At 40.2% G+C, this 19,897-nt stretch carries 11 protein-coding genes; all 11 read left to right on the top strand.

What is annotated here, in order from left to right:
- Positions 1–11: 11 nt before the first annotated feature.
- The 11 genes from proQ (at position 12) to IEY40_RS01075 (ending at position 19,861) form a co-directional block, all read left to right on the top strand.
- Positions 12–632: an RNA chaperone ProQ gene (proQ, locus tag IEY40_RS01025; RefSeq protein ID WP_188952506.1), complete on the top strand. Its 621-nt coding sequence runs from the start codon at positions 12–14 to the stop codon at positions 630–632.
- Positions 633–653: 21 nt separating this feature from the next.
- The gene (gene prc / locus IEY40_RS01030; RefSeq protein WP_188952507.1) at positions 654–2,705 is read left to right on the top strand and encodes a carboxy terminal-processing peptidase; all 2,052 of its coding nucleotides are present in this window, start codon (positions 654–656) and stop codon (positions 2,703–2,705) included.
- A 167-nt stretch (positions 2,706–2,872) separates the two neighbouring features.
- A complete protein-coding gene (gene pepN / locus IEY40_RS01035; protein WP_188952508.1) occupies positions 2,873–5,431 on the top strand; it encodes an aminopeptidase N in 2,559 nt (852 codons plus the stop codon).
- Between the two features lie 38 nt (positions 5,432–5,469).
- Positions 5,470–5,742, top strand: a complete 273-nt coding sequence (locus IEY40_RS01040; RefSeq protein WP_428848130.1) for a DUF2835 domain-containing protein — start codon at positions 5,470–5,472, stop codon at positions 5,740–5,742.
- Between the two features lie 316 nt (positions 5,743–6,058).
- Positions 6,059–8,107, top strand: coding sequence for a DUF1302 domain-containing protein (locus tag IEY40_RS01045; protein WP_188952509.1), 2,049 nt, complete (start codon positions 6,059–6,061; stop codon positions 8,105–8,107).
- Positions 8,108–8,120: 13 nt separating this feature from the next.
- Positions 8,121–9,485 (top strand): DUF1329 domain-containing protein, encoded by a 1,365-nt coding sequence (locus IEY40_RS01050; protein ID WP_188952510.1) that lies wholly within the window; start codon positions 8,121–8,123, stop codon positions 9,483–9,485.
- A gap of 53 nt (positions 9,486–9,538) precedes the next feature.
- Entirely contained in the window at positions 9,539–10,549 is a 1,011-nt protein-coding gene (locus tag IEY40_RS01055) for a WD40/YVTN/BNR-like repeat-containing protein (protein ID WP_188952511.1), read from the top strand.
- 48 nt (positions 10,550–10,597) lie between these two features.
- Positions 10,598–12,904: an efflux RND transporter permease subunit gene (locus IEY40_RS01060; protein WP_188952513.1), complete on the top strand. Its 2,307-nt coding sequence runs from the start codon at positions 10,598–10,600 to the stop codon at positions 12,902–12,904.
- 327 nt (positions 12,905–13,231) lie between these two features.
- A complete protein-coding gene (locus tag IEY40_RS01065) occupies positions 13,232–18,076 on the top strand; it encodes an NAD-glutamate dehydrogenase (RefSeq protein ID WP_188952516.1) in 4,845 nt (1,614 codons plus the stop codon).
- A 60-nt stretch (positions 18,077–18,136) separates the two neighbouring features.
- Positions 18,137–19,156, top strand: coding sequence for a quinone-dependent dihydroorotate dehydrogenase (gene pyrD, locus IEY40_RS01070; RefSeq protein ID WP_188952518.1), 1,020 nt, complete (start codon positions 18,137–18,139; stop codon positions 19,154–19,156).
- A gap of 171 nt (positions 19,157–19,327) precedes the next feature.
- Positions 19,328–19,861, top strand: coding sequence for a cell division protein ZapC (locus tag IEY40_RS01075; RefSeq protein WP_188952520.1), 534 nt, complete (start codon positions 19,328–19,330; stop codon positions 19,859–19,861).
- Positions 19,862–19,897 lie beyond the last annotated feature (36 nt).

The raw sequence follows: 19,897 nt of genomic DNA on the forward strand, positions 1-19,897 counted from the left end.
TGGAAGTAAAAATGGAATCAACAGACAAGTTGACCGACACCAACGCAATTTTAGCGTATTTATATGAAACCTTTCCTTTATGCTTTATCGCTGAAGGTGAAACTAAGCCATTAAAGATTGGTCTGTTTCAAGATTTGGCTGAACGGTTAGCTGATGATTCTAAAGTCAGTAAAACACAATTACGTGTTGCTCTTCGTCGTTATACAAGCAGCTGGCGATACCTTAAAGGTGTTAAAGCCGGTGCAAAACGTATCGATTTAGATGGCAATGAATGTGGTGAGTTAGAGCAAGAGCATATTGACCATGCTCAAGCTACGCTAAAAGAAAGCCAAGAAAAGGCTAAAGCTAAGCGTCAGGCTCAAGCACCTAAAAATGCCCCAAAAAAGCCAGTTAAGAAAGCTGCACCTAAACGTGCACCAGTGAAGAAAGAACGTCCAGCACCTGTCGCTGCGCCTGTTGTTAAACTTGAGCCTGCAAAGCTTGAAGAATTAAAACAAAAGCAACGAGTGAATGTTAAGTTAGGCGCGACACCGGTTCCTGGTGTTGTTACTGATATTAACAAAGAAGATGTGCATGTTCAGTTAGACACTGGCTTGACCATCAAAGTACGTGTAGAGCACATACTATTATAGAAATTTAAGGAGTACTTGTTGATGCGAAAACTTACCTTGGCCGTGTCGATTGCCAGCTTATTTGTCGGCTTTTCGGCGTGGGCAATATCACCAACGATTCAAATCAGCGAGTTACCCAAACTAGCACAAGAGCCACAACACAAAGTGGCTAGCAAGCGAGTAACGACTTTATTTACTCGCTCGCACTACCACCGTTTTAATCTTGACGATGCCTTCTCTGAGCAAATTTACGGACGTTTTCTAGAGCAACTAGATTATCGTCGTAATGTGCTCACAGCCGAAGATATCGCCAGTTTTGATGAGTACAAAAACCAATTTGATAATATGGTGACTTCGGGTGATATTACTCCTGCATTCACTATGTACGATTTGGTACAAAAACGTCGTTATGAACGTTTTGCTTATGCATTAACCCTTCTAGACAAAGAATTTGATTTTACCAAAGCGGGTGATGCATACGAATTTGATCGTGAAGATGCTGCATGGCCAAAAAATGAAGCTGAAGTTAACGAATTATGGCGTCAACGCGTTAAATATGATGCATTAAATTTAAAGCTAACGGGTAAGAAATGGCCTGAAATTGTTGAAGTGTTAGAGAAGCGTTACAACAATGCCATTAAACGATTAAGCCAAACGCAAAGCGAAGATGTATTTCAAAGTGTAATGAATGCGTTTGCCCGTAGTGTAGAACCTCATACTAGCTATTTATCGCCTCGCAATGCAGAACGTTTCCAGATGGAAATGAACTTAAGCCTTGAAGGTATTGGTGCTGTTTTGCAAATGGACGATGACTACACAGTTATTAAAAGTCTTGTTGCTGGCGGCCCTGCAGCAAATAGTGAGAAGTTATCTCCAGAAGATAAAATTGTCGGTGTAGGTCAAAAAGACAAAGATATTGTTGATGTTATTGGCTGGCGTTTAGATGATGTAGTCGACTTGATTAAAGGCCCAAAGGGCAGTGAAGTTGTATTACAGATTTTGCCTAACAAAGGTGGCGCAAATGCTAAACCTTTTGAAGTAACTATTACACGAGACAAAATCCGTTTAGAAGATCGTGCTGCAACGTCTAAAGTGGTTGAGCCAAAAGACGGCCAATATGCGAACCGCAAGGTTGGTGTGATTCAAATTCCTGGCTTTTACATGAATTTATCGCAAGATGTCGCCAAAGAAATAGCCAAACTTGAGCAAGATAACGTAGAAGGTATCATTATTGACCTTCGTGGTAATGGCGGTGGAGCTCTCACCGAAGCCACGTTATTAACCGGTTTATTCATTGACATGGGACCAGTTGTTCAGATCCGTGATGCTAATGGTGGTGTAAATCAAAATAGCGATCACGATGGAAAAAGCGCTTATAACGGCCCATTGACTGTCATGGTTGACCGTTACAGTGCTTCCGCCTCTGAAATTTTTGCAGCAGCGTTACAAGATTACGACAGAGCCCTTATTGTCGGTGAATCAACATTTGGTAAAGGCACTGTGCAACAGCACAAGAGCCTAGGTAGAATTTATGATATGTACGAAAAACCAATCGGACATGTACAGTATACTATCGCTAAATTTTACCGTATCAATGGCGGCAGTACTCAGCTAAAAGGTGTTACCCCAGATGTTCGTTTCCCAAGTGCACTTGAGCCTGGTGAATATGGTGAGTCAGAAGAGAAAAATGCTCTTCCATGGGATAAAGTGCCTGTAGCCCAATACAGTACGTTAGGTAATATAACGCCGAGCTTAATTAGTCATCTAGACGTGAAGCATAAAGCACGTATTAGTACTGATACTGAATTTAGTTATATCTATGAAGATATTAACGAATTTAAAAAGCATCATGATGATAAAACGATTTCGCTCGTTGAAAGTGAACGCATAGCTTCACGTGAGTCTGATGATAAACGCGCTTTAGACCGTGAGAATGCCCGTCGTATTCATCAAGGTTTAGAAGCGGTTAAGTCTCTTGATGACATTGAGACAACTGACGACAGTAAGTTACCTGATGCATTTTTAGATGAAACAGCATATATCACATTAGATATGGCTGATGCAGAAAAACTGGCTAATGCTAGTACTAAATAAGTCACACCGTTACTTACAAAAACGCGCTTAGGCGCGTTTTTTCTTAATAAAATTAATATCGTTAAGTTTTTACTGTATTTAGTTAGTGGTGTAACTGCATGGTTATATTTGTTTAACTATACGATAAACACTGCAACATCAATGAGTTTGTTCGAAAAGGATCCTGTATGAGCCAAGCACAAGAAAAACACCTAAAAAACTATGCCAAGCCAGCATTCACGATTACCCATGTTGATCTAAATGTCATTTTGGATGGCAAAAACACCAAAGTTACAGCGACAAGCAAAGTGATCCGTAACGGAGATCACCAACACGAGTTGGTATTAGAGGGTGAACAAATTTCATTAAGCTCGGTTAAATTAAATGGTGTGTCTGCTAATTATCGACAGCACGATAATCAACTGTTTATTAATACTGATCTCGCGGAGTTTGAGCTTGAAGTGATTACCTTGTTAGATCCAGAAGCAAACTCAAGTCTTGAAGGTTTGTACATGTCTGACGGTGCTTATTGCACTCAATGTGAAGCTGAAGGTTTTCGCCGAATTACATACTTTTTAGATCGTCCTGATGTGCTAGCCATTTATACAGTGCGTATTGAGGCCGATAAATCGGCGTTTCCATTCTTACTCAGTAACGGTAATTTGGTCGATAAAGGCGAAATGCCTCGCTCTGGACGACATTTTGTTAAATGGCACGATCCATTTCCAAAACCAAGTTACTTGTTTGCCCTTGTAGCAGGAGATTTCGATTTATTAAATGATAGCTTTACTACTCAGTCAGGTCGTGAGGTTAAGTTACAAGTCTTCGTAGATAAAGGTAATTTACACAAAGCAGATCATGCTATGGCATCATTGAAAAAATCGATGAAGTGGGATGAAACACGCTTTGGCTTAGAATATGATTTAGATATTTATATGATTGTCGCTGTTGATTTTTTCAATATGGGTGCGATGGAAAATAAAGGCTTGAATGTGTTTAATACTAAATATGTTCTTGCTGATAAAGCCAGTGCAACGGATGATGATTATCACGGTATTGAGTCGGTTGTAGGCCATGAATATTTTCATAACTGGACAGGTAACCGCGTTACTTGCCGCGATTGGTTTCAATTAAGTTTAAAAGAAGGCCTAACGGTATTTCGTGATCAAGAATTCAGTTCAGATGTTGGTTCACGCGCAGTTAACCGTATTCAAGCTATTCGTGTAATGAAAAACCAACAGTTTGCTGAAGATGCGGGGCCAATGTCGCACCCCATTCGCCCTGAAAGCGTCATTGAAATGAATAATTTTTACACTGTGACTGTTTACGACAAAGGCGCTGAAGTTATTCGTATGATGCACACCATTCTGGGTGAAGATGGTTTCCAAGCTGGAATGAAGTGTTATTTTGAGCGCCATGATGGCCAGGCTGTAACTTGTGATGATTTCGTTAATGCTATGCAAGATGCCAGCGGCAAAGATTTAACACTGTTTAGGCGCTGGTATAGTCAAGCAGGAACGCCTGTGGTGACGGTTACCGATAAGTTTGATGCCGACAAAGGTGAATACCATTTAACTGTTGCTCAACACGTTGTCTCTAAAGGAGTGAAAGGTCAAACTTTACATATTCCTTTTAGTATTGAGCTGTTAGACAGTTCAGGAACGTCGTTAGTTAATAAAGTATTGGATGTGACTAAATCCATTCAAACATTTGTGTTTGACGAGATAAGTTCAGTGCCAACACCTTCGTTGTTACAGGATTTCTCTGCCCCTGTTAAATTAGTTTATGATTTTACTATTGAACAACTTGTGCATTTAATGCGCTATGCATCTAGTGAGGTTGCTCGTTGGGAAGCCTCTGTTCAATTAGTTAGCCAAACTATTTGGACTAACATTGCTCAATTACAACAACAGCAAGTAATGACCGTTGACAGTCGAGTTATCGAAGCATTTAGGGGCATTATTTTAGATGTGAATATAGACCAAGCCCTTGTTGCTGAGATTTTATCTATTCCATCTGCTTCAGCATTAATTGAACAAGTTAATACTGTTGATTTAGATGCCCTTGCCAAAGCCAGGGAATTCGTCGTTGAAGAGTTGGCTACCGCATGTGAAGATGAATTATTAGTACGTTATCGCGAACTTGCTAATATCGATGATGCAGGAGCTCGTGCATTTAAAAATATCGCCTTAAGTTTATTGTGCCAGATATCTGATGTGCATGAGAGTCTGGTTGAAAAACAATATTATGCAGCGCAAAACATGACTGATTGTCTTGGGGCATTAAAAGCAGCAGCCACAGCGCAATTAGCGTGTTTACCTGCTTTGTTAAGTGACTTTGAGTCTAAATGGCATTCTACACCATTAGTGATGGATAAGTGGCTTACGTTGCAAGCACTTATTAATAGTGATGATGTAATTGAAAATATTAAACAATTAACTAAACACAATAGTTTTAGTTTCTCTAATCCAAATCGTGTGCGTTCATTAATTGGTGCGTTTGCAGCAGCGAATACTTATCAATTCCATCGTGCTGATGGTGAAGGTTATCGCTATTTAACTAAAATTTTAGTTAAATTGAATAAAAGCAACCCCCAAGTTGCTTCACGAATGATTACTCCATTAATCCAATTTGCAAAATTTGATGCAACAAGGCAGGAGTTGATGAAGCAGTGTTTGCAAGAGCTCAAAAACTTGCCAGATTTATCGAAAGATTTATACGAAAAAGTCACTAAATCGTTGGCTTAATAGTTGTCGTTTTACTGTCATCTTATTAAGATTGACTGATGACAAAATTGGCATTTAAAAAGGAGAGCTTGCTCTCCTTTTTTGTGGAGAAAGCAATGGAATTATACTTTTCTTTGAATGTAAGCTACGACGCTTTTTTACCGTACTACCAAGGGGTTGCTGAAAAAGTAGAAGTGCGTGATCAGCATGGAAGAGTGTTGCACATCAATGGTAAGTATTTTAGACCATTTTTAACCCCCCAAGGGATACGGGGTAAGTTTAAATTAATGTTAAATAATGATGGAAGTTTTAAATCACTTAATAAAGTTTAGAGTTTATACTCCAAACGTTTGATTGATTCATGTTATGGTAAAGTTAATAATATGATTATTTATAAGTGCATGAAAATAAACTTTTTTCGTTAGTGGTTCATTCTTTGTAACCTTTTCTATTTTCTCAATTCAAATATAAGCTAGTTTTTTTCGATGTTATTTAGCTGGACATCGTTAATTTTCTTAAACATTTTCTTTTTTTTGACCTTGCTCAATATAGTTAAATGCTGTAACAATGGTGTTGCCTGTGGGCTAACAAGATGTTGGTTTTAATTCCTATAACAACTAATCCAACAGGTTACGGAGATGAACTAAAATGAATATTGTTAAAAAAAGATTTAACAAGTCGGCTCTCGCTTTGGGGGTGGTGTCGGCATTATGTTTGGGTATGAGCACTTCAGCCTCAGCAGTTTCGTTTGATTGGGGTGATGTTCAAGGAACATTTGACTCTACATGGACAGCAGGTGCAAGTTGGCGAGTATCTGACCGCGACTGGAGCGGTCAAATTGGTAAGGTAAACCAACCTCAATTTGATTGGTCTGGTTATTCTGCTTTTGGTGGTGCCTTTGGTTCGACCAAATACACTTCTGCTCAAATTTGGGACCAATCTGGTTCATATTCGAGCAACAATGATTTAAGTAACTTATTGTATGCTAAAGGTGATACTACATCTGAGATTGTAAAAGGTCTTCATGAGTTATCACTAAAATACGAAAACTATGGTCTTTTCCTTCGTGGAATGTACTTCTACGATCGTAAATTAAATGATGGTAGTTATGATTTCAATGACCCGTTGACGGGCCAAAAGTTTGACCCTTGTGAAGATGGCGAAGCATCAGAAGTGCAATGTAAAGACATTCGCTTATTAGATGCGTTTGTCTATGGCAACTGGGATTTAAATGACGGTGCTAACCCATTAAGTGTACGAGTGGGTAGTCAGGTTGTTTCTTGGGGAGAAAGCGCGCTTATTTCGCATGGTATTGCTGAAATTAACGCTGTCGATTTAAACATCCTTAATGCACCAGGTTCAGAGCTCAAAGAAGCATTTCGTCCTCAAGGGATGGTTTGGGCTTCTTTAGGGTTAACTGAAAACCTCAACGTTGAAGCTTTCTATCAATATGAGTGGCAGGGCATTTGGGTTCCTACACCAGGTTCTAACTTTGCAACTAACGATTTTGCGGGTTTTGGTGGCTACGATCAAAATGCGCAGCTAGGGTTTAACTCTAACCCTGATATCAATCAAGACTTCTTAATTTCTGAATATTCCCGTTTATACGAAGCAGCTGCTGCAACAGGGTTTAACTCTGCTTATGCGGCTTATATGACGGCTTATTCAACTAAAGTGGCTTTGGTTCAAGATGCGGCTGATCCTAGTGATGATGGTCAATACGGTATTAAACTTGGTTATTACTCACCAGAATTAGGTGAAACAGAGTTTGGTTTGTACTACATGAATTACCACAGTCGCCGTCCTATTATTAGTGGTACAGCCTCTAACTTCACATCAGAAGCGATTGCTCGAGATTATGGTCGTTTAGCGGCTAGCGGCGGTAATATTGATCGTGACTTATTACTCAGCATGGAAACGTTTACTAAATCACAAATTGTTTATCCTGAAGATATTCAATTATATGGTTTTAGCTTTAACACATTAGTCGGTGATACTTCAGTTGCCGGTGAAATTGCTCACCGTGTTGACGAACCATTACAAATCGATGATGTCGAACTATTGTTTGCTGCAATGCCTCAGCAGTTAGCGAATGCGGGTTTACGTCCAGATCTCGATGGCATTTCTCAAATGGATGTTTATTCTCCTGGAGAAACGGTTGATGGGTATATCACTCGTGACACCACTCAGGCTCAAATGACGTTTACTCATTTATTTGGCCCAACATTAGGGTTAGATAACTTAACCATGCTTGCTGAAGTGGGTGGTGTTTGGATCCATGACATGCCAGGATTTGATGAGTTGCGTCTAAGCGGTCCTGGTACTGCGCGCTCTGGTGGTAACCCTGATATGCCAGGTATTATTGAAGCATTACACAATGGCCCTGAAACTAATCCATTCCCAACCGATTTTGCTTGGGGTTATCGTCTAGTGGCTAAAGCTGACTTTAATAACGTGTTTGCTGGGGTAAACATGTATCCACGCATCATTTTTTCACATGATGTTAACGGTATAACACCTGATCCTATGTTCTTATTTACAGAGGGCAGAAAATCAGTTGCGATAGGTCTAAACTTTGATTATCAAAGTCGTTGGGGCGCTGATATTTCTTACAACAACTTCTTTGGTGGTGTAGGAACAACAAATGCGATGACTGACAGAGATTACATCTCTTTAAACGTCAAGTATTCGATCTAAAAGGATAATTATAATGAAGAAACTGACGATATTATCGGCAGCAGTGATTATGGCACTTGGTGCACCTGCTGCGCTGGCGAAAGTATCACAAGCTGACGCTGACACATTAGGCACGACGTTAACTCCTTTGGGCGGTGAAAAAGCGGCTAATGCCGATGGTTCAATCCCAGCTTGGGACGGTGGTATTACTAAGCCTGTTGCAGGTTACACCAAAGGAATGCATCACCCGGATCCATTCCCTGAAGATAAAATATTATTTACCATTACCAATGCTAACAAAGCACAATATGCAGAGTTTTTAACGCCAGGCCAGAATAAGCTATTAGAGCTTTATCCTGATACGTACAAAATGAATGTGTATCAATCTCGTCGCAGTGCATCTGTACCTCAGTATGTTTACGATGCAACTAAAGTTAATGCCGTTAATGCAGAATTAGTTTCTCAAGGTAACGGTATCTCCGGCGCAACAATTGGTGTACCGTTTCCAATTCCTGCTAATGGTTTAGAAGTCATTTGGAACCATATTTTACGTTATCGTGGTGTCGATGTAGAAACTTATCGAAGCCAAGCCGCACCAACCTCAAGCGGTTCTTATACCTTGGTTGAAAATGCGGAAGAGATTCGTTTTGAATATACTCGTCCTGAAGTGACCTTAGATAAGCTAAAAGAGACCAACACTTTGTTTTATTTTAAACAAGTTGTTACACAACCCGCTCGTTTAGCTGGTACTGCTTTGTTGGTAAAAGAAACCATGGACCAAGAGGCTTTACCTCGTCAAGCATGGACTTACAACACCGGACAGCGTCGCGTTCGTAAAGCTCCTAACGTGGCATTTGATACACCAGGCACAGTATCTGACGGGTTAAGAACCACAGATGACTTCGATATGTTTAACGGTTCTCCTTCGCGTTACAACTGGGAACTTGTTGGCAAAAAAGAAGTTTATATTCCTTACAATGATTACAAGCTACATTCAGACAAGTTAAAGTATGACCAAATTATAAAACCTGGTCATATCAACCCTGAATATGCTCGTTATGAAAAACATCGTGTTTGGGAAGTGAAAGCAACGTTGAAAGACGGTATGCGTCATATCTATAAAACTCGTGTGTTTTATATTGACGAGGATTCATGGCAGGTGTCTTTAACTGATATGTACGATAACCGCGACGAGTTATATCGTGTCGGTGTTGCACATACGATTAACTACTATGATGCATTAACGAATTGGAGTACGTTAGAAGTATTCCATGACTTACAATCACGTCGTTACTTAGCAATGGGATTGGATAACGAAGGCCGCATGTACAACTTTGATGCGTCACTTTCAGAATCTAACTTTACCCCAGATGCGCTAAGACGTGCCGGTATTCGTTAATTAGCCGTAAAAAATGGGGCGCTTAGCGCCCCTTCATTGTTAAGGAAGTTTGTATGACGTTTAGCATGCTTCGCAGTGCAGTGGCGATTGGGATTAGTGCATGTTTATATACTGCTTCAGTCAATGCCCAATTAGACCCTCTTACTGTTCAAATTCAACCTTTAGCTCAATCCTCATTATTGCTTGATATTGCCAATGCTGGCGACCATCTTGTTGCCGTAGGGCAGCGTGGCAATGTGCTACTACTTAAAAATGGTCAATGGCAACAAGTCGCTACACCTGTATTAACTCAGCTAACTAAAGTGTTTTTTTTCGATGAGAATAAAGGCTGGGCTGTTGGTCATGATGCAACGATTATTCATACCGAAGACGGTGGTGAGACGTGGTCGTTACAAATGCAATCAACTGATATTGAAAAACCTTTTTTAGATGTGCGTTTCTATACCGCTAATGATGGTATTGCCGTTGGTGCTTACGGGTTATTTTATCGTACAGCAGATGGCGGAAAAACTTGGCAAGACGAATTCCACCAAGAGTTACTCTTTGAAGAAGATATTGCTTATTTAAATGAGTTAAAAGCTGAGGATGAGGCTCTTTATTTATCTGAACGCTCTGCCTTATTGCCACATTTTAATCGTTTGATTCGTTTAGCCGATCAGCGTTTATTATTAGTCGGTGAATTAGGTATGGTTGCCGTATCAGAAGATAACGGTCAAACTTTTACTAAAGTCGATTTTGATTATGATGGCTCGATGTTTAATGCAATTCAGATGGGTGACAATATCTACGTCATGGGGTTGCGTGGACATGTCTTCAAATCAGATTTAACATTATCAGAATGGCAGCAAGTTGAGTTACCCGTTGAATCATCTATTAATGGGGCGCTTGTTACTGCCAATAATGAGTTATACCTTGTAGGAAATGCTGGGGTTGTATTGTCTATTGATGGTACCAAAGCAGAAATCGTCACTCGACGCCAAGGTGAAAACATTGTGGCAATTGCGAAGGACAGTAAAGGCCAGTTATGGTTTGCCGGTTCTAAGGGACTGTTCCAGCTTAACTAACCTAAGGGTTAGATTGGATTATAAAACAACAATAATAGGGCCGATAAGATGTTAGAAAAACTGGTCAATGGATTCGAATCTCATTTATTCCGTAATCGGAAATGGGTCATTATTTCATTTATTTTTATTACCTTTTTCTTAGGTTATCAAGCCAGCCAATTAAAAATGGATGCGGCTTTTAGTAAAAATATTCCGCTTAATCACTCGTATATGCAGACCTACACCAAACACCAAAAAGATTTTGGTGGTGCTAATAGCATTATGGTTGCCGTTGAAGATACAAGTGGCAATATATTTAACCCGGTATTTTTTGATGCGCTAAAAAACGTGCATGATCAATTATTTTTTATTCCGGGCGTAGAACGCTCACAAGTAAAATCACTTTTTTCACCCTCTACACGTTTTACCGAAGTGGTTGAAGATGGTTTTGCCGGTGGCCCTGTGATACCCGCAGATTTTCGTAATGATGATTATAGTTTACAAATTGTTCGCGACAATATTGAAAAAGCAGGTATTGTCGGTCGCTTGATCGGCAATGACTATACTTCTGCAATGGTGTCAGCACAGTTGATGGAGTTTGACCCACAAACGGGTAAAGCCATTGATACTATTGCGTTTGCTAACCAATTAGAACAAGAACTGCGTGTCAAGTTTGAAAACGATAAGATAAAAATTCATATTATCGGATTTGCTAAAATGGCTGGGGATGTTGCAGAAGGCGCCAAAGGCGTACTGTTGTTTTTCCTAATTGCCATCGTTATTACTGCTGTCATGGTTTATTTGTTCTCTAAATCAATCATGTTAACCATTTTGCCTTTAGTCTGTAGTTTAGTCGCAGTTTGTTGGCAATTAGGCTTACTCACTGTGGTTGGATTTGGCTTAGATCCTATGTCGATTCTGGTACCATTTTTGGTATTTGCGATTGGTGTGAGTCACGGGGTACAGATGATTAATGCTGTGCGACGCCGTGTCCTAGACGGTCAAACCACAAAGGCGGCTTCAGCGTCAGCATTTCGAAGCTTGTTGGTGCCAGGTGGTGTAGCACTTTTATCTGATACAGTTGGTTTTTTAACCTTGCTAGCAATTGATATCGGTATAATTCGTGAACTTGCTATTTCTGCCTCGTTAGGTGTGGCAGTGATTATTCTAACCAACCTTATTTTACTTCCATTGGTGATTTCGTATTTTGAATTACCTAATAAGCAAGAAAATCCAGAAAAACGCCAGAAGATTGAAAATATGTGGCGTTGGTTATCAAATTTTGCCACGCCGAAATATGCTGTCATTGTGTTGATTTCAACTGCGGTGTTATACGGTATTGGTTTTCAGCAATCATCTAAAATGAAAATTGGAGATTTACAGGGTGGGGCGCCTGCACTTCATCAAGACTCTCGCTACAACTTAGATACATTCTTTATCACTGATCATTTTTCTATCACTACTGATGTAATGACAGTGATTGTAGAAGCAACACCAGAAGCCTGTACTTATCATTCTGTGTTGACTCAAATTGACCAATTTGAGTGGATGGTTGCAAATACACCTGGTGTTGAATCAACGGCAAGTTTGGCTTCTGTTGCCAAAAAGGTGAATGCTGGTTTTAACGAAGGCAATCCTCGCTGGGAAATATTACCACGTACTACCGCCAGTTTAGTACAAGCTGTTGGTCAAGTACCGACGACTTCTGGCTTATTAAACGGTAATTGTTCAGTGATGCCTGTGTATCTTTTCTTAAAAGATCACAAGGCTGAAACTATTGAAGTGGTGGTGAAGAAAGTAAAAGCCGTTGCTGCTGAACTTAATAGCGATACATTACAGTTTAAACTAGCTTCTGGTCCTGTTGGCGTAATGGCTGCGACTAATGAGGCTGTGAGTGAAGCTCAGCTACCTATGATGATTTATGTCTATGGTGCTGTATTTGTATTGTGTTTAATCAGTTTTAAATCACTCAAAGCTACAATTGCAGTCATTATACCTTTGTATGTTGTATCAACATTAGCGCAAGCATTAATGACATTACTTGATATTGGTCTTGCGGTAAGTACGTTACCGGTTATTGCCCTTGGTGTAGGTATTGGTGTGGATTACGGTATTTATATCTTATCGACCATGTCTAATAAACTGAGCAATGGTATGCCAGTACAGCAAGCGTATTTTGAAGCCTTAGTCGAACGTGGTAGTGCGGTTATCTTTACTGGATTAACGTTAGCCATCGGTGTGAGTACTTGGTTCTTCTCAGACCTTAAATTCCAAATGGACATGGGTATTTTGCTCACCTTTATGTTTTTAGTAAATATGTTAGGTGCAATTATTATTCTACCTGCACTGGCGGCTATGTTTTGGCGAAAAAAGTAAATAAAACATGCGATTAAATAAAAAAGGGAGCTTAGCTCCCTTTTTTATTTTGCATAGTTACTCTATGCAAACGATTTAATTGTCATTTTAAACGCTATTCTATGCTGACAACTGGATTTATAGAGGATGTACCACTAAAATTTTCCTCGATATAGCAGCAATTAAGTAATAAACTTTGCACCAGATCTCAGACATGAGTTTCTTTTGTAAAACGCAAAACAGTAGTTTACGTGATAAATACAAATGACTCGGACAGACCGAATCAACAAGCCGAAGCATCCATATAATGATAAGAGCGCTGCCATAGACGCTTAAGGAATCTGCAACATGGCCTTGAAAGATGCAATGCCTTCTGTACTACTTGAAAATGTAGTCAATTTAATTCACACAAAAATCCCTAATTCTCAAGCAAAACAAGTGGAGCAATTTGCTAATTGCCTCTACGCCCATATGTCAAAAGACGATCTCAATGCGCGTAATGACAGTGATTTATATGGTGCAGCTGTGAGTTTATGGAATGCCCTTAATAAAACATCAACAGATAAGACCCATATCCGAGTGTTTAATCCAAGCCAAGCAAAACATGGCTGGCAGTCAACCCATACCGTTATCGAAGTTATTCAATCTGATATGCCTTTCTTGGTTGACTCATTAACAATGGCGCTAAATCGCATGGGTATTACTGCTCATGTGATGCTACATACGCCATTGGCCGTGATCCGCGAGCAAAACAATGTCACAGATGTGTCATTTTTAAACGACGCAGCCGAAGACAGTGGTAGTGTGGCGGTATTTTTAATTGAGATAGATAAGCAAAACAGCGATGCCGACATTAAAATTATAGAAAAAGAAATACAGTCGGTACTTGCAGATGTTTCAGCGTCAGTGAATGACTGGCAGTTAATGACAGATAAATTAACTGACACAATTAAACAATTACCTTCGCGCCCATTTCCTGGTGACAAGGCAGAGTTACAAGAGTCGATTGATTTTTTAAATTACTTAAACAATCATCATTTTACTTTGCTTGGCTATCGTTATTATGATTTAAAACGGGTAGAAGGCGATGTGGAGCTTGTGCCTGATCTAGACTCAAGCCTTGGTTTAATGAATCGCTCTAAAGCATCTCACAGTGAGCGAGGTCTTTTACTGTCAACCTTGTCTGACTCAGCGCGTAAAGAAGCCTTAGATGAAACCTTATTGGTATTGACTAAGAGTTCCGCCAAAAGCCGTGTACACAGACCTGCTTATGTTGACTACGTTGGCGTTAAGCGTTTTGATAAAAAGGGCAACGTTATTGGTGAAGATCGCTTTATTGGTCTTTATGCATCTAACCTTTATAACCGCAGCCCTCGTGAGATCCCATTACTGGGTGAGAAAGTTCAACGTATCCTTGACAATTCAGGGTTAACACCGCGCTCACACGATTATAAAGCGCTAATGAACATTCTTGAGAACTTACCTCGTGACGAGCTAATCCAAGCTAAGGATCATGAACTCTCTAATATGGCCCATGGCGTATTAGAAATGCAAGATCGAGATAAGCTTAAGTTATTTGTTCGCAAAGACGGTTTTGGTCGTTTCTTATCGTGCTTAGTTTATGTATCTAAAGACCGTTACAACACTAAGCTACGCCAAGACACGCAACGTATTTTGGCACAACACTTCAAAAGTAATGAAGATGTTGAGTTCACCACGTATTTCTCTGAGTCTACTTTGGCTCGAACTCATTATATTATCAAAGTTGATAATAACGATATGGATGTTGATGTGGCCGCGATTGAAAGAAATCTTATCGAAGCAGCTCGCTCATGGGATGATAAATTACACACGGCATTAAATAATGCCCTTGGCGAGCAAGCAGGTACTGGATTAACTAAACGCTATTTAAATGCGTTCCCGCCGAGCTATAAAGATGATGTTTTGCCAAGCTCTGCTGTAGTCGACATGCAACACTTAGAAGCATTAGATGACGACCATAAGTTAGGTATGTTGTTTTATCAGCCACAAGAGTCAGCGTTAAACGACAACAAAGTTCGCTTAAAATTATTCCATAAAGACGAGCCTATTCATTTATCTGACGTATTACCAATGCTGGAAAACTTTGGTCTACGCGTTATTAATGAACGCCCTTATGAAGTGAAAACAAATGATGGTGCAACGTTCTGGATTTTGGACTTCTTGATGACAGTACAAGGTGCTGCCACAGAGAATCTTGCCGACAGTCAAGATCGTTTCCAAACTGCGCTGTTACAAGTGTGGCAAAAGAAACTTGAAGATGATGGCTTTAACCGCATGGTGTTGTCTACTGGATTAAGTGGTCGTGAAGTATCAATTTTACGCGCTTACGCCAAGTACATGCGTCAAATCGATGCGACGTTTAGTCAGTCATATATTGAAGAAACTTTCAGTCGTTATCCAAAGTTAGCTGATTTACTGGTGAAAATGTTTATCCGTAAATTTAATCCAAAGCTAAAAACGCGTACTTTGAGTAAGTTCCTAGAACAAATCAATATCCAGCTTGATGACGTATCTAGTCTAGATGATGACCGTATTATTCGCCGTTACTTAGATTTAATTAACGCCACATTACGTACAAACTTCTATCAAACTGCTGCAAATGGTGTAGCGAAAGATTACATTTCATTTAAGTTTGCACCTGGCTTAATTCCTGAAATGCCTAAGCCATTGCCTAAGTTTGAAATCTTCGTTTATTCACCTCGTGTAGAAGGTGTCCATTTACGCGGCGGTAAAGTAGCTCGTGGTGGTTTACGTTGGTCAGATCGTCGTGAAGACTTCCGTACTGAAGTATTGGGCCTTGTGAAAGCACAACAAGTGAAAAATACCGTTATTGTGCCTGTAGGTGCAAAAGGTGGCTTTGTATGTAAGCAATTGCCGACAGAAGGTGGCCGCGAGGCGATCTTTACTGAGGGGCAAGAGTGTTACCGTATCTTCATCCGTGCATTGTTAGATATTTCTGACAACATTATAAATGGTGAGGTGGTTCCTCCTGTTGATGTCGTTCGCCACGATGAAGATGACGCGTATCTAGTTGTCGCAGCAGACAAAGGGACTGCAACCTTCTCTGATATTGCTAACGCCATTGCGATTGAATATAACTTCTGGCTCGGTGATGCGTTTGCATCAGGCGGCAGTAACGGTTATGACCATAAAAAGATGGGGATCACTGCCCGCGGTGCATGGGAATCTGTTAAACGTCATTTCCGTGAAATTGGCGTAGATTGTCAAACTACACCATTTACCTGTGTCGCTATTGGTGACATGGCTGGTGATGTGTTTGGTAACGGTATGTTGCTGTCTGAGCAGACTCAATTGGTCGCTGCATTTAACCATATGCACATCTTTATTGACCCGACGCCAAAAATTGCAGAAAGCTATGCTGAACGTCAACGATTGTTCGCCTTACCCCGTTCAAGCTGGGAAGACTACAACGCGAAATTGATTTCTAAAGGCGGCGGAATATTCCTACGCTCGGCTAAGTCAATTAAATTGACCCCTGAAATCAAACAGATGTTAGACACTGACAAAGATAGCATGAACCCAACGGAACTGATGAAAGAACTACTGAAAATGCCAGTAGATCTGATTTGGAACGGTGGTATCGGTACCTATGTTAAGTCGAGTAAAGAAACCAATGCAGAAGTTGGCGACCGAGCAAATGACGTATTACGAGTTAACGGTAAAGAAGTTCGCGCTAAAATCATTGGTGAAGGTGGTAACTTAGGTTGTACACAATTAGGCCGTATAGAATACTGTGCTAATGGTGGCCGCATGAACACTGACTTCGTTGATAACGTTGGTGGCGTTGACTGCTCAGACAATGAAGTTAACATTAAGATTTTCTTAAATACCCTGGTTGCAGAAGGTGAATTAACGGTTAAACAACGTAACCGTTTACTGGAAGAAATGACTGACGAAGTCAGCGACATTGTTATTCAAGACTGTAAAGACCAAACTCGCACTATTTCAGTGACTCAAGTGCATGGTGTATCACAACTTAAAGAGCAAATCCGTTTTATTCAGTACCTTGAAAAAGACGGTAAACTTGATCGTGCTCTTGAGTTTTTACCAACCGATGATGATCTCGCTGAACGTTTAGCTAACGGTCGGGCATTAACGCGTCCTGAACTGTCTGTATTAGTGGCTTACGCTAAGATGGTGCTGAAAGAGCAATTAGTGACGCCTGAAATCACTGAAGATGCATTTTTAAGTAAACTATTAGTGGCTTATTTCCCTAAGAAGTTACAAGCGAAATATGCTGACAGAATGACTGCTCATCCACTTCGCGGCGAAATCATTGCCACGTCGTTAGCCAATGAATTAGTTAACGATATGGGATTTAATTTTGTACAACGTATGCAAGATGAGACGGGTGCAACAGTTGCTGAAGCGGCTATTTGTTATACTATGGCTCGTGAAGTGTTTGGTCTTGATGAATTAACAACATCAATTACAGACTTAAATGGCGTTATTCCTGCTCATGTACAAGGTGAAATGCTGCATCAGCTACGTCGTAATATGCGCCGTGCCTGTCGTTGGTTTATTCGTCATCGCAATCGTGCTCAGGATATTGTGCAAACAGTTGCCTTCTTTAAGCCTGTATTTGAACAACTTAAAGCCAACGTTGACCAATATATGATTGCTGCAGAAGTGAAAGCTATTTCTGCTGAAATCACTGCGCTTACTAACCAGAATGTTCCTAAATCTGTCGCACAGGTTGTGGCAAAAATGAGCACGTTATTTTCTGCGTTAGACATTGCGCAAATAGCTCAACTTGAGAATAAGACTCTTGAGTTAGTTTCTGAAACCTACTTTAAATTGGGTGCAAAAGTTGAACTACATTGGTTCTTAGAACAAATAAGCGCTCAACCTGTTGCAAACCACTGGCAAGCGCTTGCGCGAGCTGCATTTAGAGAAGAGCTAGATTGGCAACAACGTGCGTTAAGTTCTGCAGTATTACGTACCTGTACTGATACCTGTGATGCTGATAGTGTAATTAATGAATGGATGACATTAAACAAGCCACTGCTTGAAAGATGGTATCACATGCTTTCAGACTTTAAGGTTTCACAAACACATGAATTTGCTAAGTTCTCAGTCGCCCTAAGAGAACTGAACTTACTGATTTTACATTGCGAAGGTCAGAAGTAGTTTTATAATGTAAACAAGCCCTGGCGATTGCCGGGGCTTTTTTTAGGTCTAGGAGAAACCATGTTTTACAAAATCGCACAAAAAGTCATGTTTCAGATGGACCCAGAGTTAGCCCATAATGTGGCTATCGGCAGTTTGAGAATGACGGGAAATACACCGTTAAATTGTTTTTATCGCCAACAGGTTAAGTCTGCACCCGTTACCTGTATGGGGCTTACTTTTCCAAATCCGGTAGGGTTAGCCGCTGGAATGGATAAAGACGGTGAGTCTATGGATGCATTTCATGCGATGGGATTTGGTCACATTGAAGTGGGTACCGTTACCCCACGCCCGCAGCCGGGTAATGACCTGCCACGATTATTTAGATTAAAGCCCGCTCAAGGTATTATTAACCGCATGGGCTTTAACAATAAAGGTGTTGATAACTTAGTCCGTAATCTCATCGCAAAAAAATCTGATATTATGGTGGGAGTCAATATTGGTAAAAATAAAGACACGCCAGTAGAGCAGGGTAAAGATGATTACCTTATTTGCATGGAAAAAGTATATCAATATGCTAGCTACATTGCCGTTAATATCTCTTCTCCCAATACTCCCGGTTTACGTGCGATGCAATATGGTGAGTTGTTAGATGATTTGCTCAGTTCAATTAAAGCTAAACAAACGCAATTAGCCGAAAAATACGGTAAATATGTACCTATCGCGTTAAAAATTGCACCCGATTTAACGGCAGATGAAATTCAAGCGATTGCAGACTCATTAATAGCTAATCAATTTGACGGTGTTATCGCAACTAATACCACCTTAAGTCGTGATGCAGTGACAGGATTGTTACATTCTGAGGAGATGGGCGGTTTAAGCGGTAAACCTTTGACTGACTTATCTACTCAAGTGATCAAACAATTATCGATCTGTTTACAAGGTAAGATCCCGATCATTGGTGTTGGCGGGATCAATAGTGCCGCTGATGCGCTTGCCAAATTCGACGCAGGCTCAACCATGGTGCAGATATACTCTGGTTTTATTTACCAAGGCCCAAAATTAATCGATCAGATCGTTAACGCCTATTGTGTAAAATAGCAGCTAAATGGCTAAGTTATTGATCAAAAATCATGCCGCGATCGAATTGTAGATCGTTCGATCGCGCTAACACTATGATACATATGTTATATTTTATAATTAAATTTTGATATTGCGTGAAAATTCATCTATTATGCACTGGTGTTCATTTTAATTTAGGTGCAGACAGCCATGTTATTAATGCCAAACAAGGACTGGCATTGGGAATACAATGAGACTTGCAAGCAGCTGAGTATTTCATTGGGTTCCGAGATGGAGTTCTTAACCCCATATAAGTCAAAACTATTAATTCCAGACGCACTTAGTGCAGCTGAATTCAGCATTGAACACGCTAAATTTTATATCAAGATGCTCGACATCCTTCCTAGAGTCCTTCACATATCAGATGCTGGTATTGTGCAAACAGCGTTAAATGCCACAGCCGCCCACTTTCTTTTACAATCACAAATGCCAAAATCTTGGTTTTTTGATGTGAGTGATGAATGTGTTTATTGCGAAGTTGGTAAGTTATTTCAATTAAACTGTGGCTATTCAAAAGTTTTAGCTTTGGTGATTGATAATGGCTTGCAAGCTGCCACTGTGATGATTTTATCTCAGCATTGCCAGCTTTCAGAAAGTAAATCGTTAGTCCAATTTGACATCATTAAAGTAATGCATAACCGCTTACATCCCTTACGTAAAGCAAGGCAAGTCGTCGCAGCTTAATAAATTGCTGCCAATACTGACTTTGCAGGTTTATTG

Source organism: Shewanella ulleungensis (genome assembly GCF_014648315.1).
In the GTDB taxonomy this organism is placed as follows: domain Bacteria; phylum Pseudomonadota; class Gammaproteobacteria; order Enterobacterales; family Shewanellaceae; genus Shewanella; species Shewanella ulleungensis.

Excerpts from the sequence above, each read along its gene's own strand:
- proQ (WP_188952506.1), top strand. The coding sequence starts at position 12 with ATGGAATCAACAGACAAGTTGACCGACACCAACGCAATTTTAGCGTAT.
- prc (WP_188952507.1), top strand. The coding sequence starts at position 654 with ATGCGAAAACTTACCTTGGCCGTGTCGATTGCCAGCTTATTTGTCGGC.
- pepN (WP_188952508.1), top strand. The coding sequence starts at position 2,873 with ATGAGCCAAGCACAAGAAAAACACCTAAAAAACTATGCCAAGCCAGCA.
- IEY40_RS01040 (WP_428848130.1), top strand. The coding sequence starts at position 5,470 with ATGACAAAATTGGCATTTAAAAAGGAGAGCTTGCTCTCCTTTTTTGTG.
- IEY40_RS01045 (WP_188952509.1), top strand. The coding sequence starts at position 6,059 with ATGAATATTGTTAAAAAAAGATTTAACAAGTCGGCTCTCGCTTTGGGG.
- IEY40_RS01050 (WP_188952510.1), top strand. The coding sequence starts at position 8,121 with ATGAAGAAACTGACGATATTATCGGCAGCAGTGATTATGGCACTTGGT.
- IEY40_RS01055 (WP_188952511.1), top strand. The coding sequence starts at position 9,539 with ATGACGTTTAGCATGCTTCGCAGTGCAGTGGCGATTGGGATTAGTGCA.
- IEY40_RS01060 (WP_188952513.1), top strand. The coding sequence starts at position 10,598 with ATGTTAGAAAAACTGGTCAATGGATTCGAATCTCATTTATTCCGTAAT.
- IEY40_RS01065 (WP_188952516.1), top strand. The coding sequence starts at position 13,232 with ATGGCCTTGAAAGATGCAATGCCTTCTGTACTACTTGAAAATGTAGTC.
- pyrD (WP_188952518.1), top strand. The coding sequence starts at position 18,137 with ATGTTTTACAAAATCGCACAAAAAGTCATGTTTCAGATGGACCCAGAG.
- IEY40_RS01075 (WP_188952520.1), top strand. The coding sequence starts at position 19,328 with ATGTTATTAATGCCAAACAAGGACTGGCATTGGGAATACAATGAGACT.